The organism is Arenibacter sp. F26102, from assembly GCF_023015865.1.
GTDB lineage: Bacteria > Bacteroidota > Bacteroidia > Flavobacteriales > Flavobacteriaceae > Arenibacter.
Window position 1 is genome coordinate 21478 of the sequence record NZ_JALKBC010000024.1, and the last position, 15155, is coordinate 36632.

Below are 15155 nucleotides of genomic sequence, written 5' to 3' on the forward strand. Positions count from 1 at the left end.
TTAGGGCTATTTAAAAAAAACAGAATGCCTTGACCAAGTTTGGGCAGTAAAAAGAAATAAAAGACATGTATTCAACAGTAAAAAACGCATTACAGGAAGAGCTTAAAGCCATTAAGGCCGAGGGACTTTATAAGGAGGAAAGAATAATTACGACTCCGCAAGGGGCGGAGATCAAAACCACCAATACCAAGGAAGTCCTAAATTTTTGTGCCAACAACTATTTGGGTCTATCCGCGCATCCAGACGTTATAAAAGCTGGCAAAGACGCTATTGACTCCCATGGTTTTGGATTATCGTCAGTTCGTTTTATATGCGGGACCCAGGATATACATAAGGAATTGGAGCGCAAGACCGCCGAGTTTTTAGGTATGGAAGATTGTATACTTTATGCGGCTGCATTTGATGCCAACGGTGGACTCTTTGAACCAATTCTAGGTGCCGAGGACGCGATAATTTCAGATGCGCTTAACCATGCCTCTATAATAGATGGTATACGATTGTGCAAGGCCAAGCGATTTAGATATGAGCATAATTCCATGCCGGACCTCGAGGAACAATTGAAAGCAGCAGAAGGTTCACGAAGAAAATTAATTGTAACCGATGGTTCTTTTTCAATGGACGGAACCATTGCACAATTGGATAAAATCTGTGATTTGGCCGACAAATATGATGCCCTGGTCATGGTAGATGAATGTCATTCTACTGGTTTTTTAGGAGCTACTGGGCGTGGTGCGCATGAATATAGAAATGTAATGGGAAGGATTGATATCATCACCGGAACTTATGGCAAGGCCCTAGGGGGTGCTTCTGGAGGCTTTACGGCGGCGAGAAAGGAAATTGTGGATATGTTAAGACAGCGTTCCAGACCCTATTTGTTTTCCAACACCTTGGCACCATCCATTGTTGGGGCGTCCATAAAAGTATTGGATCTTCTATCTTCCTCAACTGCGCTTCGGGACAAGTTGGAGGCCAATACTAAATATTTTCGAACAGCTATGACCGAAGCGGGTTTTGATATAGTACCTGGAGATCACCCTATTGTTCCGGTAATGCTCTATGAGGCACCTTTGGCCCAAGAATTCGCGGCCAAATTGTTGGAGGAGGGAATTTATGTGATCGGTTTTTTCTACCCTGTAGTTCCAAAAGGCAAAGCCAGAATTAGGGTGCAGTTGTCCGCGGCCCATGAGCAGAAGCATTTGGAGAAGGCGGTAGCAGCTTTTACCAAAGTAGGGAAGGGGCTAAAGGTAATTTAGTACCTACGGCTTAAATAATTGGAAAAGGTAATTACAGTCCATACTATTTATTATTGGGTTTGTGCAATCATTGGTGTTGGCAGTGTTGGGATTAATCGCCCAGTATTTTGGTTTCAAATCCATCAATACTTGAAGTGTTTTTATTTTCCCAATACGTTTCAATTCCAGCAGTTCCCTGTTTTTGGGACCACGAGTTCAAAGCATTTCTTTCCCCTTTATAGTCCATAAAGGGAACTGCAAAGCCACAGGAGGTCTGTACCAAATCGATATCCATTTCAATAATCTGTCGTGAACCAGTATTTTCGGGGAATAGTTTAATAAAATTATGGAATTCCATATCTCTTTTATGGTAGATTTTTGCCTGTCCATAAATCCTTAGTATCACTGGCTTTCCTTCAAATGCACAGAACATGATGGTCATTCTGTTGTTCTTCAATACATGTGCTGCCGATTCATTGCCACTGCCGGTTAGATTTAGCCATACAATTTTATTTTTGTCAAGGATTCTAAATGAATCGGTTCCTTTTGGCGATATATTTACCCTGCCCTCAGAAGCTGCTGTGCCAACAAAAAATATCTTTTGCTTCTCAATGAATTCTTTCAAATCAACTGTAATCGAATCTAGTTTTTTTCCCATGTTTAGAAATTAGGAACAATGGTAATACCGAGGGTTCTAGTGTGAGACAATATGTTAAGTAACGTGCGCTAGTACGATTTTTAATCGTTAACGACCAATTTTAGGCGAGGTTGTCCTGTCGAGCCTGCCTTCCGCAGGCAGGCGCATCGAATCCCTAAGGTGGTTATCGGGATAGGCCTTAAATTAAAGATATAATTGTCTCAACCTCTCGACTGCGAAGGAGGAGACAAAAATTAATCCATTATCACCTATGTGCGTTTCGTTCCATATCGAACTCACGCTAATCAAATGAAACCCATGAATTGGGCAAGCATAAATTTACAAAACTTTTACTAGTGCACGGAACCTATAGTTTCAATTTGAATTGGGTTCCTGTAAAAAGTGTTGTATACAAATGCAATTAGATTTTGAGTTTGGGGCCTTTGTTGGAATCGTAAATTTTCATTAAATGATAAACATGTATTATACAAAATACTACTCCGGCAACCACAAGGGGTACCGAATTTAACATAGCGCCATAAATGATATAGAAAAAACTTGAAATCAAATGCCAAAGACGGAATTTGTTCATGTCTTTTTTAGTAATAGCAAAGAAGCCTGTAAGGATTGCTATATAGCCAATAGTCTCAATAACTAGGTTCGTCATTTTTTAAATTGTTTAATGTTCTTTCTTTGTAATCGCTTTGGTTCACTTTTTCTTCTATTTTTAAAAATTCCTCTAAAAAATTGGGACTGTCTGCAAGTAGATCCATAACGGTCTGTCTTCCTGCCGTCCAGTATTTCTCAAAAACCGGTAATTGCTTATGGGCTTTTTCCGTAAGAGTTAATATCTGCTTTCTTTTATCCTTGGTATCGGTCCTGGTCTCTACATGTCCGTTTTTTTTCATTTTATTAATGATTTTTACCACGGCCGGATGTGAGAATTGTAATGTTTCCGATATTTCGGTTATGGTCATGGTCTCGTTTTCCTGCAAGAGAATAAAGATCAAGTTCCAATTTGGTTCAATATCCAGCCCTTCCGATTTATATAATTCCTTGGTGCTATAGAGTAGGGAATCACTTAAACGCTTAAGCCTACTGGTTAGTCCAACAAATTCCATTTCCGTTAAAAAGTCGTTCATGATATTTTAATTAAGTAACTGGTTACGAAAATGTATATTATTTTCCGTAACTGGTTACATAGTTTAAACTTTTTTGTAAAAAATAATTTCTTATTTGATTCGTCCGGTAGCAAATAATAGATAATTTAACCGGTTGAATATTTACCTAGGATTGATTAACTTTCAAAAAAATAATAAAAAACCATCCATGTTTAAAAAAACTACACTAGCCGTATTGTCGATTGCTTCCTCCTTGGGATTATCATCAACCTTATTGGCACAAAACAACCAACACTCGCAAGATCATACACATCATACACATGAAAATAATGATATGGCCCATCATCATGAGCATGGCCCAATGGCCTCGGATGAAATGCCTAAGCAAGCAAAACTGGTCACAGGCCAGGGCGATTATATATTTTCATGGGATCAGGAATTAACTGCTGCTTTTCCAGAAGATGCCCATGAATTTGAACCAGGAATGCATGGAGGTTTCAATGAAGATCCAGAAACAGGAATCGTATATACTGGAATTCCCGGGTATGGCCTGTGTTCCATCAGCCAAGATCTAACAAAGTGGTCCACCTTGGGAACCGATCAGCGCTTGAAGGACAATATTCATGGTATTGTTTTCTTTGTTCATAAAGGCAAAAAATATTTGGCAGTGGCACAAGAGGGCAAAAGGGTACTTGTATTGACATTGGATGGTAATATTGTGAGTGAAATTTCGAAGCCCACGGGCACCGAGTTCAAATTTGCCCCTGCCAATGAGTTCTTTGCATCCAAGGACAGCAATTTTGGGGTAACCGATGTAACTTATTTAAATGGTACGCTATATGTGGCCCATGGTTATTCCAAAGGAGATTTTGTAATGACTATTAAGGAAAAAGGTGGTGAATGGAGCTGGGCCAAGCTTGCGTGGGGTGGAAAGGGAGACAATCCTGGTCAGTTTCAGACTGCACATGGGATATATGCCCATGAAAAACATATCCTTGTAGCCAATAGGGCTGCAGGACAGGTAGTGAAATTTACTAAGAAAGGAAAGTTTGTGGAAATTTTTAATGATATTCCAGAAAGTAGTCTCATATGTAATGTCTCCTACAAAGATGAACATTACTTCCTAAATGCTTTGCAGGCTATTGGAGAACAGAAATCAGCTCCGCTATATGTTCATACAGGGGAGAAGTTGGTATCCACAGTAATTCCTGGAGATTTGGATATCCCTGTCTTGACCAATATTCACCAGGTTTGGCCACACTTTGTCACCAAAAATGGATCAAAACAATTGTATTTGCTTGTCCATGGTTGGAACAAAGGCAAATTTGCTGTCCTTAAAATGGAAAAATAGGAATTAAGGCCTCCCTGAAAAGGAGGCCTTTTTTTAGATTATTTGATAGGGGTCAAAACAATATTGCGATAAGCTACATTACCATGGTCTCCTTGCAAATAGATAGGCCCTGGACTTAAAACATCGGAAGACAGGGCACCACCTGTGGGGCCCCAAACGGGTTGATTGTCGATTATTTTCTTGCCGTTAAAGATTACTGTTACATGTCGGTCTACCAAGGTGATATCAAATGACTGCCATTCACCCGCGGGTTTTTCAGCAGCCATACTTGGTGTGATGCGACTATACAGGGCTCCCATATTATGGGAATCCAATTCCTTTCCGTACGAATCCACTACCTGAATTTCATAGAGTCCACGTAAGTAGACCCCACTATTGTTTCCTTCGGGTACATTGACTTCAAGCTTTAGGTTGAAATCATTAAATTCCTGTAGGGTGCGAATGTTTCCATAGGAAATATGTTCGCCATCTTCTGGTTGAACTGGATCGTTCATCAGCGTGCCATCTACGACCTTAAATCCATTGGCCTTTTCAAGATCGATCATTTTCCAGCCGCTTAAGTCCTTTCCATTGAACAATATGATAGGTTTGTCAAATTTCACCTTGGACAGGTCCGGCGTATTGGGCATGGGCGGCATACGCTTTCCAGTAAAATTTTTGACGGACACCCCGTTTCCGTCCCTATTGGGACCACTCATGGTACCCTGCAAGACATCTCCCACTTTTTTGACCTCCAAGGTATAGGTTACCGTATGGCTGCGGTCAGCACTTCTTTTCACCTGATTGGTTCTCGTAACAACAAGGGTGTTTTCATCAGCTAGATATACGTTGGCGACCGGGACTACACTACCACCGATCCATAAAAGTTCGGCATCCAAGAAGCCTTGGTCCTGATGTACGTTTAACCAGCCTGCACCTCCCCCTTCAATGTCGAGCCCCCACATACCCATAAAAGGGTTAGTGGCTTCGGATGGAGCCAAATTAACGGCAAGGGCGTTAAAGGCTGTAAATAATGCTATTATAAATGTAAGTGTCCGTTTCATTCGAGTTGGTTTTAATTCGCGTTAATTTTTTGATATCTAGGCCGTCAATTATCTCCTGAAGATAATGAAATGTTCTAAAAAAAAGTGCTTTTTCAATGACTTAAGTTCAATCAGAACCCGAGTACAAATACCTGCTGACATTTATTTGAAATTGAATGGCTTTGCCTCAAAATCCAATTTCAGAATAGGGCAGGAGTAAAACCATATAGTCCACTGGCAATACTGAATAGCTATTTCTTTACAAAAACCATACAATGTTGCCAGGGAAGGTTATCTATGTTCCGCTCTAGTTTCATACCGGCAGCCCGCATTTCCTTAACTGCCTGTGCTTCCGTCATTTTATGAAGTGTTTTTATAGGTACAGTGTCGTCTTCACCGCGATATTCTATCAAAAACATTTTGCCATCGGGCCGTAAAGCCTTTTTAATGGAAGCGATAACTTCCACTGGATAATTAAACTCATGGTAAACATCTACAAGCAGCACCTTGTCCACCGAATTTTCCGGTAAGTTTACATTTTTTTCACTTCCTTTTATGACCAACACATTCTTAAAACCGCCCTCCTCTTTACGGCGATCGATCTCTGCCAACATCTCATCCTGAATATCAACGGCGTAGATCAGTCCATGCTGGGTCATTGGAGCCATCTTAAAAACGTGGTAACCGGATCCCGCACCAATGTCGGCAATGACATCCTTGGAATCAATTACCATATTCTTCAATAATGTACTGGTGTTTTCCTCTTCTTCACGATCCGGACGGTCTAACCATTGCATTCCCTGATACCCCATTACATGGGCAATTTCCCTTCCCATATACCATTTTCCAATACCATTTGGGTCGCCAGTTTTAAAGATGTAATTACTATTTTGAGTTTTATCCTGGGCAACACCTTGGTTTAAAGTCAATAGAAAAGCGAATAAGAATATAGCATGAACAACCTTTTTCATAAGCTACAGCAGTTTAATTTTATAGTACATTAGTTTTTGTCCATATCGTTGCCATTTTTGAATGCATAGTGTTTCCTATGTCAAATGGCAAGGGGTCCTGAAATCGGAAATGCGAATTCACCTCTGGATTAAAGATAATGGATTGCTGGGATTTTACTTAAGGAAATTGGAACGAAATCTATAAATATCTTCCTATTACGTTTTCCGTTTATGACCATTTCAGATACCGAGATCGGAATATAAATAAATGTTGCGTCCTCGCCAAGTACCCCTATTTGGATTGGGAACCAACTGTTTGTTTTGTATAGAGTGTTGAGAGATGGATAGTTAGCCAAACCAAGAACTATTACCCTAGGATATACCTTTTCTAAATTTAATATGAAAATAAAAAGTCATTCAGAAATTGTGAATATCTATTTTGATAATGGGGGGATAATTTTTTTGTTAAGACCTATTTTTGGCATCCTTAAAAAAAATAGATATGAGTCAGACTTGGTACGAGTGCAAAGTAAAATATAGAAAAATCCATGAAACTGGAGAACAGAAAGTAACTACTGAAACTTATTTATTGGATGCTATATCGTATACCGAAGCGGAGAGTAGAATAAACGAAGAGATGGCCGCTTATACTAGTGAGGAATTCTTGATTACGAATATAAAGGTTGCGAATTTTTCTGAGGTACATCCTTTTGAAAATTCAGATCGCTGGTTTAAGTCCAAAGTGTCTTTAATTGCCTTCGATGAAAAAAGTGGTAAGGAAAGAAAAACAAATATCTATTTGTTGGTACAAGCCAATGATGTAAAGGAGGCTTATGATAACACCATTCAGGCCATGAAAGGTACTATGGGCGATTACACCATTCCTGTAATTTCCGAATCACCCATCATGGATGTATTTCCTTATTTTTCAGGGGACGAAGGAGACTTGAAAGAATTGGAAAAGTTTAACGCGCTAAAGGATTCAACTTTGGAACCCACCAATGCACTTAATGAAGATTTGGAAGCATTGGACACTTTTGAAAACGAAGAAGCCCTGGCAGTAGGAACTTTGGATGGGGAAGAGGACTAGTGTAGTCGACCAATACGTTAATTATATAACAAGGAGGGCTTATTAGCCCTCTTTTTTTGTTAGCTACACGAATGTTTAAACGCAGTTACATGCCTTATAATCGGAGTGTAATTACTTAATTATATCAATCCTCCGCCCAGCGCAAGGGATATTATAATAAGCATAGTAGCAACGGTAATCTGTAAAAATTTAAGAGTTACTTTTTTCAGTAACTTATTTCCAATATAGGCGCCTGCAATTGCCGATAAAGTGGCAAAAATAACCAAGGTCAGATTGTCCATTAATCCAGATTTATTGAACCTTGTTGCATAAACACCCAATCGGGTAAAGTCCACAAAGGTTGAAACCACTACCGCTGTTCCTATAAATGTTTCCTTACTTAGACCTACCTTTATAAGAAAAGCACTTCTTAATGCACCTTGGTTTCCCGAGAGGCCACCAAAAAATCCGCTTAAAGCACCGCCAATTGGCAATTTATTCTTGGCGAAATTCAAATTTTGAAAATAGGGTATTAGGTCCATTGAGGCGAATATAATAAGCAATATGGAAATGATGAATTTCACGGGGAAGACTTCAAAAGTCTTTCCGAATAAGTGGTAAACAAATAAAGGCTTGGCATCTGGTATATGAATCAATACCCAGGCACCGATAAAAGCAAAAATAACGGCCGGAATACCGAATTTGATAAGTACACTCTTTTCGGCGTTTTTACCGACCAGGAAAATTTTAAAAACATTGTTAAAAAAATGTACCAACCCTGTTAAGGCAATTGCCAACTCAACAGAAAAAAAGAGCATAAATACTGGAGTAAGAATTGTACCTAGTCCAAAACCTGAGAAAAAGGTAAGAATGGCAGCCAAGAAGGCGACTATGGATATTAATATTATCTCCATCTTATTATAGGATTAATTTCTTCTGAATTGCATATTACATTATAAGGGTACAGCCAATAATCAGGACCTTGTAAAGTTAGGCTTTGTTGTAATGCGTTTTTAAATTTCTAATACCTTCATAGACCACTATGCCAACAGCATTTGCCAAGTTTAAACTTCGGATATGTGGGCTATAAATAGGAATATTGTATACATACTCAGAATTTTCTGTGACCATATTTTTGGGTAAACCGGTTGATTCTTTCCCAAAAATCAGAAACATGTCATCTTTATAGTCAATATCCCAGTAATCTTGAGTCCCATGGCTGGAGAAGTATGCAAAGTGTTTGCCTTTATTTTTTGCGTAGAAGTCATCAACGCTTTCATAAATGAAGAGGGAAATATTCTTCCAGTAATCCAATCCGGCCCTTTTTAATCTCTTATCACTTAATTCAAATCCAAATGGTTTTACAAGATGTAAATTTGACCCTGACCCTAAACTTAGTCGACCAATATTTCCTGTATTCATAGGTATCTCTGGTTCAATTAATACAATATTTAATCCCATTATTTAATGTTAATGCTATTTAAAGGCCTAGTTATTATATGTACTTCAGGAGGGAATAAGCGCCTATCGTTCCGTCTTTTCTGTAGCCAAAGCTTTTGACCGCCTGAATAACAAAGTTGTGCAGGTATGCCTCCTGCCAGAATGCTTTGTCCGGCTGGTTACGGTATACCCGAACTTATGATTGGGGTGGGGGCGGGGCTTTGATTTATTTATTAGTTTTTAAATACCAATTAAATTGAATTGGCGAGATTATAAATATAGGTAAAACTTGGAATTGAACACCAAAGTCCATATTAACTATGGTCCATGTCAATTAGCCTTTCTGTTGTTTCGGTATTAAATATTTTCCTAAACCTTTGAGGAAATTCGTCTTTTAAATAGACCTGCTCATTTGTAAATGGATGTATAAAATTTAACGAATAGGCATGTAGGTACAAGCCCTTACCACTTAAAACTAAATCTTCAATTCCATATGTTGCATCTCCTAGTATGGGATTGTTGATACTGGACAGATGTTTACGCAATTGATGTCTCCTGCCTGTTCGAGGTTTCAAAAGTACAAGGTTGAGTTTGCCAAATCTTTTGGAGGAAACAGATTCAATTAATTTATAATTCGATTGTGATTTCTTACCGTCAATTTCTGAAATGATTATTCCTTCATCGTTCATTTCACCAATAGTTACTGCATAATATGTTTTCTCAACCTTTTTGTCCTCAAACATTCTATTTAAAGCACGTATGCAACTACTGGTTTTCCCCACCAATAAAATACCTGTGGTTGCATAATCCAATCTATGAACAGGTTGTGGTTTTGTAGCATCAGAGAGAGTACTTCGTTGAATGTTTTGGGCCAAGGCATTGGCAATTGTTTTAAAGCTATTGCCACTGACCATAATACCACCAGGTTTATGGATCACTGCCAAATAATCATCCTCAAATAAAACATTAAGAGGAAACAACAGTTTTTTATGGGGACCAACTTCTTTTGGAATGGCTAAGCTTATACGCTCACCTCCAATTATTATAGTAGCCGTAGTTGCAATAGCATCATTGACCTTAATAAACTTTTTCTTTAGTGCTTTTTTTAAGGCTGATTTGGTAAAAGCGGCAATGAAAATTCCAACCCCATATTCCTGTAGACGAATAGGCGAAGGTATTTTGGGCACAATATGTATTTCTGTAGTACTGATAATGTTTTTATTTTTTGCCAAGGGCTTACTAAACTGTGATTATATGCAGTTTAGGATTTATTGGTGATAGTATGAATGATTATTCTCTATGTTTTATAATGAACAATCCACTAAAACTTTATAAGTGAATATCCTTCGGATTGATAAATGGTCAAGACGGTCATGGCAGATAAAGCCAATTTAATTTCGGGCAGAATTTCTGACTTTGAAATACCTGCATGAGTTGCGGATTGACCACAGATATACATTTCTACCCTATGTTCTGACAATGTCCGGATTAAATTGGTATTAGGGTTTTTTATTCCATATTTTCTCATGTAGGCTTCATCCGTGAGCGCATCCTTAGTTGAGGCTCCGTGCAAAACAAACGCAAGTGAGATGTTGGATTCCTTTACTCCATTTTTGACGTGCATATTTAAATATCGGTGTAGACTGGATATCAAGGAATTTGAAGCTAATGAGTCTTTGGGCATATAGTCTATGTCAAAGATGGCCTTTAGGACGAATGTGGAATCTGGAACAAAATCTGCATTTTCAATGTCGTACGTTGCCCCTATTTCGTCAAAAACTGGACCATATTCCGGTTTCGTGATTTGGCCTAATCCAGTGTTGTAAAAAAGGCTTAAGAAGATTATCGTTAAAATATTTATTTTCATATTCAATATAATTATCACCAAGTGTTTGTATCTATTTTAAGCATCTAATTTAGCAATTACAAACCAACTGGCCCGGTTTTATGGTGCTGGAGAATATTTGTAAGAAGCTACTTTAGGAAAAAGACGATTTGGACGATTCCATTTAATCTTCGCAACAAAAACACTTCCATCGCTACCATATTTTTCAACACCTTCAGGTTGCATCCACTCTGAAACAGTGACCCAAGATTCATCAGGGGACACATCTGTAATACCAAAATTCCCTAAGCGTGCACCTCTTTCCGGGACAAGAATCTGTTCCGTATCCCTGATCACACATAAATTCTCTGGGTCCACCTCTGCCATAAAAAGGGGTGCCCTATGGCGAAATACATGATCGTTGTCCGCCCCTTTACGAGTATAGATCAGAAATAAACCTTCACTATGTGTAACCCAATGCTGTTGTGTATTGTAACTTCCAAGCTCCGTGCCATCATCAAATGTCCAGGGCTGGTAATTGTCAAAATTCAATCCATCCTTACTCCGTGCCACAAAGCCTTTTTTATCATTTCGAATGGTCATAAAAAATTATTCTTAAATTTTGTCAATGAAGGTTCTCCCAATCCGCGTGTATCGTCATTTAATTCCAGTTCGGTTCCATGGGAAAGATATTCCAGTTTTTCTCCATCAAAAGAACACTTACAAATTGTAACCCTTGAATTTTTTCCTTCTGGTCGAAAATATATGGGGAGTAAGATTTCACCATTTTCCATGTCATAGCGTTGAACGCAACCAGCACCCGCATTATAAAATTTAACTTCATCCGGCATTATTAACTTTTGCCAATCACTCCATACATTTTTGTGCCTATCATAAACTGAATAGGACGTGTTTCTGGGCCTTGGATTTGATATTTTCCAGTTGGGGGTATACGCAACGGTATGCCCTACACCCAGCAAAGTTTTTGTAGCCGTATGCCATTTTGGTGAAAAGTCGCTTATTGCTACAGGCCGCTCAATACCATCAATTATTTCGAATCGTGGGGCCAATGATTTCAATTCTTTTGGTGATGTCCAGTTCTTGGCCAGATTATCGGTATCCAATCCATACATTCCGTAGAAAATATCGCTCCCTGCCAGATCCAATTTGTTCATGGTCATTACCACTTTTGGGGTATTATTTTCACCAGCCTTAGGTACAATCCCCGCCCGGGGATGACACCAGCATCTTTTACCATCAAACAGTTTTGTGGGAACATTTAAATCCAGGATATAGTCCAATTCCTCTTTCTTACAACTGTAAAGGGAAGGAATACTGGCCAATGTAATTCCTCCTATCAATGAGGATTTTAGGAACTTCCTTCTATTTAAATCATGACCACTTCCTCTGTTTTTCATATTTTATGTTTGGTATTATTTTTCTTGTCGAAGTAATATTTTTAATTTTTCGCCATCGGATAATTATGATTTTCGTGAAAATTATAAAAATACACAATCCTTTGAAAAGCCATGTTGCCACAGTTGTATATAGGTTTTGTCAGGCACCGGTTTTCCCGTTAAAAACTATGGTTACAATATCACATTGATCTGCACAAATTTTAATCTTTAAGAATTTTATTTAACCAATCTGTAACAGCATCTAGATAGGCAGGGTTTAGTAGTTGAAAATATGGAAATTCTTTATTCAGATAGTTCATTTAAGGATTTGTATCGGCAAAGGTGACGACTTTATAATTACCTAATTAGGATTTTGCCAATTGGTAACATACCGTTAGCCTATGGTTTGGTATTCATTTTATTAAGTAATTTATTTCAAATGTAAAAGATTACTCTTTAGTACTCTTTAATTTATACAAAACCAGCTGGCTTGGTTTGGGCCAAGGTTTTTCACGTGGCAAATCCCGGTTACTGTTGAGTGTTTCCCATTTGAGAACGTATCTAATGCTTTTGTCACTGACAGCTCCAATGTCTTCACTGGTCTTGACCAATAAACCAGGAAAATCTCCTTTAATTTCCAGACTTGAGTCAAATGGTTCAGGTTTCAATACCTTCCCAATATTTTCAAATTTATTGTTAAGCAAAATAGTCCCATTTCCGTATTTGATATGCCAATAATCAACTTCGTAATAACCATCCTTTCTTATATTGAAATCTTTGAAGCGAAATTCAACATTGATACTTCCGCGACCTAAAAACTCCCAGCGATAATCCCAATTGGTCACTTGACTATGAATCCATTTTTTATCATTTATGTGAGCAGCGTATATCTGAAGGTTTCCAACAGAATCATATTTATGATAGACAAATACCGGGTTGTTATTTTCATCCAAACAGAGTTTAGCTGCCAAATTAATGATTCCTCCTTTTACAGGAATTGGATCAACAATCAATGACTTATTATCCAAAGTGGCAGGTAAAGCAATTTTTCCACCAAAAGCATCAAACCAGTTTTTCAAATCCGGGCTCCTCATGTACGATAGATCATGATTGGTCTCACAATCAGGAGTATCTCGCCAAACCCAATAAACATGATACCAACCATCCTTCAAAACAGTTGGTTGTGTTTGGTATGCATTCATCAATCCTTGTCCGTCCGTTAAGGGAACATCCAGCATTCTAGACCAGGTTTTATTTTCGCTTGAATAGATATTATAAATCTCGTTGCCATTTCCACTACTGCCATCGCGATAATGAAAAATCAACTCCCCATCTTTTGTTAGCATAAAATGAGGATAGGTACTTTTTTTCTCATTGGTCCCAATCATTTCCATTTCCTGTACGAGTGAGGATATATCGTTGGCGTGTTTGCTCTTGAAATAAGTAATGGGATTCGTATGCATGTTCCCGGAAAGATGAATGAATCCATCTTTATCGATTCCAAGAGTAACAGAATTGTGACTGTCCCATCCCAAAACAGTACTTGTGCCGCCAGAAGTTTCGCGACTTGTTGGAGGCATTATATGCAAATCAAAGTTCTCATCCTCAAGATTTCTTTGTCCAACCACCAAGTTGCGGTTGGCATTGTAGTAAGCTATATACTGTCTGTCTCCATGCGTATATAGGCAAAACCCAACGGGATGACCTGCCCATACACTGTCAATTTTTATAACTTGTTCGATGGTTTCGGTTTTGCCTGTTTCATCGATTTCAAGTGGTTGATTGGATTTTTTTGTGCTGCACGCGAATAGTAATAAGAAACCAACAATAACAATGACAAGTTTTGTTTTCATATTATATTTGTTTTATAAATTTCCGGCTTGTTGTGTATTAATCTTACACTAATATATTGAATATGAATTTGATACCAGGCCCCAGCACGGAAGGTGGTATGAATTCGTTCGGGATTCCGGGCTACTTAGCTGTTGAGAAACACTGACCTTGGATTTTAACGCCTATTGGATATGTTTTATACAGGCTGTTGGCAACTGCCAATTAATTACAATTATATCTTATCTATGAATTCCATCAATTTTATTTTGGCATCTTGTTTTGCCTTAAAGTCGCCATTATCATTTCCGCCAAATTCATATTCATAATCTTTTCCGTTAATATTGATTATTGCAGATCTATAACTGGAATTATCATCTGGATTACCTGAAATTAAGTGTCCAGCGTTGTCATATTTTATATTCTGAAAGGAATGTTCAAAATTATTATCTTCCAATCTCTTTTCTATCATATCCGCCATTATTGATGATGGCCAAACCTTATCATCCTTTCCTGAAAAAAGCAGAATGGGTCCATTGATCTTTTCTACTTTTATAGCAGCTTGTTCAATGAATTCCAATTTTGCTAAACCATTTGTCCAATAGTCCACCATTATAATTTTACTCGTTTCGTTTCCCATGATTTTATTCATTGGCACGTATGGAATATCAACTCCTTTATATTTCCAGCTCGCTTTCAGTTCATTGGAATTGTAGGGTAAAACTGTATTTGACCAAGAAACGGAGCTCGGTGCATAGGCCACAACTCCGCTAATATATTCGGGGAATGTGGAAGCAATTACCAACGCCAATTCCGCATTTCTTGACGCCCCCATAACAACTATTTTATTTGGGTCCACTTCAGGCCGTTCTCTAAGCCAATTAATGGCATTTTCAAAGTATTCCAATTCAATTTCTTCAGCTAATCTTGGTAAACCTGCTTTTCCTGTGTAAGGTATAGACAAACCCACCATTTCCTTTTTCGCAAATTGTTGTGCCCAGTAATCTCCCCATTGTCCTCCGCCAATTAGAATTACTGCTGCTTTACTCTTTGTATTTTCTTTCACAAAGAAGTTGGCTTGAAATCCATATTTATTTATAGTGTTGGGTTTTATTCCGTTGAAAAGCATATTATCGGCAATGAAGTACCCAACAAAAAGGAATGCTGCTATTCCAATCAAACTAAAGTATTTTCTATTTTCCCTCATTTTCTTTAGGTTGCTGCCAAGGTCTCGGCTAGTATATTTGATTGATGATTTAAATATAGCACTTTAGATTAATT

The 15155-nt window shown here is 38.1% G+C and carries 15 protein-coding genes; 3 read left to right on the forward strand and 12 right to left on the reverse strand.

Features of this window, described 5'->3' with window-relative positions; all coding sequences use genetic code 11:
• The first annotated feature begins 65 nt into the window (after positions 1–65).
• A complete protein-coding gene (kbl, locus tag MWU78_RS21080; RefSeq protein WP_247001566.1) occupies positions 66–1253 on the forward strand; it encodes a glycine C-acetyltransferase in 1188 nt (395 codons plus the stop codon).
• A 91-nt stretch (positions 1254–1344) separates the two neighbouring features.
• On the opposite strand, the gene MWU78_RS21085 is transcribed toward kbl, so the two are convergent.
• Both MWU78_RS21085 and MWU78_RS21090 read right to left on the reverse strand, forming a co-directional pair.
• The gene (locus tag MWU78_RS21085) at positions 1345–1890 is read right to left on the reverse strand and encodes a pyridoxamine 5'-phosphate oxidase family protein (protein WP_247001569.1); all 546 of its coding nucleotides are present in this window, start codon (positions 1888–1890) and stop codon (positions 1345–1347) included.
• A 626-nt stretch (positions 1891–2516) separates the two neighbouring features.
• Positions 2517–3011, reverse strand: coding sequence for a helix-turn-helix domain-containing protein (locus MWU78_RS21090; protein WP_247001571.1), 495 nt, complete (start codon positions 3009–3011; stop codon positions 2517–2519).
• A gap of 187 nt (positions 3012–3198) precedes the next feature.
• Here MWU78_RS21090 and MWU78_RS21095 point away from each other — a divergent pair, with 187 nt between their 5' ends.
• On the forward strand, positions 3199–4341 hold the full coding sequence (locus MWU78_RS21095) for a hypothetical protein (RefSeq protein ID WP_247001573.1): 1143 nt from the start codon (positions 3199–3201) through the stop codon (positions 4339–4341).
• A 38-nt stretch (positions 4342–4379) separates the two neighbouring features.
• Here MWU78_RS21095 and MWU78_RS21100 read toward each other — a convergent pair whose 3' ends face one another.
• Both MWU78_RS21100 and MWU78_RS21105 read right to left on the reverse strand, forming a co-directional pair.
• Positions 4380–5384, reverse strand: a complete 1005-nt coding sequence (locus MWU78_RS21100; RefSeq protein WP_247001575.1) for a DUF1080 domain-containing protein — start codon at positions 5382–5384, stop codon at positions 4380–4382.
• A gap of 230 nt (positions 5385–5614) precedes the next feature.
• Positions 5615–6334: a class I SAM-dependent methyltransferase gene (locus tag MWU78_RS21105; RefSeq protein WP_247001577.1), complete on the reverse strand. Its 720-nt coding sequence runs from the start codon at positions 6332–6334 to the stop codon at positions 5615–5617.
• A 481-nt stretch (positions 6335–6815) separates the two neighbouring features.
• Between MWU78_RS21105 and MWU78_RS21110 the strand changes: the two genes are divergently transcribed.
• A complete protein-coding gene (locus tag MWU78_RS21110; protein WP_247001579.1) occupies positions 6816–7403 on the forward strand; it encodes a DUF4494 domain-containing protein in 588 nt (195 codons plus the stop codon).
• Positions 7404–7522: 119 nt separating this feature from the next.
• Here the strand turns inward: MWU78_RS21110 and MWU78_RS21115 are convergent, their stop codons facing one another.
• The 8 genes from MWU78_RS21115 to MWU78_RS21150 form a co-directional block, all read right to left on the reverse strand.
• A complete protein-coding gene (locus MWU78_RS21115) occupies positions 7523–8296 on the reverse strand; it encodes a sulfite exporter TauE/SafE family protein (protein WP_247001581.1) in 774 nt (257 codons plus the stop codon).
• 76 nt (positions 8297–8372) lie between these two features.
• Entirely contained in the window at positions 8373–8843 is a 471-nt protein-coding gene (locus MWU78_RS21120; RefSeq protein ID WP_247001583.1) for a tRNA (cytidine(34)-2'-O)-methyltransferase, read from the reverse strand.
• 293 nt (positions 8844–9136) lie between these two features.
• Entirely contained in the window at positions 9137–10054 is a 918-nt protein-coding gene (locus MWU78_RS21125; protein ID WP_247001585.1) for an RluA family pseudouridine synthase, read from the reverse strand.
• A gap of 89 nt (positions 10055–10143) precedes the next feature.
• Positions 10144–10689 (reverse strand): DsrE family protein, encoded by a 546-nt coding sequence (locus MWU78_RS21130; protein WP_247001587.1) that lies wholly within the window; start codon positions 10687–10689, stop codon positions 10144–10146.
• Between the two features lie 78 nt (positions 10690–10767).
• Positions 10768–11250 (reverse strand): hypothetical protein, encoded by a 483-nt coding sequence (locus MWU78_RS21135; protein ID WP_247001589.1) that lies wholly within the window; start codon positions 11248–11250, stop codon positions 10768–10770.
• On the reverse strand, positions 11247–12065 hold the full coding sequence (locus MWU78_RS21140; protein ID WP_247001591.1) for a hypothetical protein: 819 nt from the start codon (positions 12063–12065) through the stop codon (positions 11247–11249). Before MWU78_RS21140 ends, MWU78_RS21135 begins: the two co-directional genes overlap by 4 nt.
• A gap of 428 nt (positions 12066–12493) precedes the next feature.
• Positions 12494–13897 carry a BNR repeat-containing protein gene (locus MWU78_RS21145; RefSeq protein WP_247001593.1) on the reverse strand — a complete coding sequence of 468 codons (1404 nt, stop codon included), beginning with the start codon at positions 13895–13897 and terminating at the stop codon, positions 12494–12496.
• A gap of 212 nt (positions 13898–14109) precedes the next feature.
• Entirely contained in the window at positions 14110–15081 is a 972-nt protein-coding gene (locus MWU78_RS21150) for an acyl-CoA thioester hydrolase/BAAT C-terminal domain-containing protein (RefSeq protein ID WP_247001595.1), read from the reverse strand.
• Positions 15082–15155: the final 74 nt, after the last annotated feature.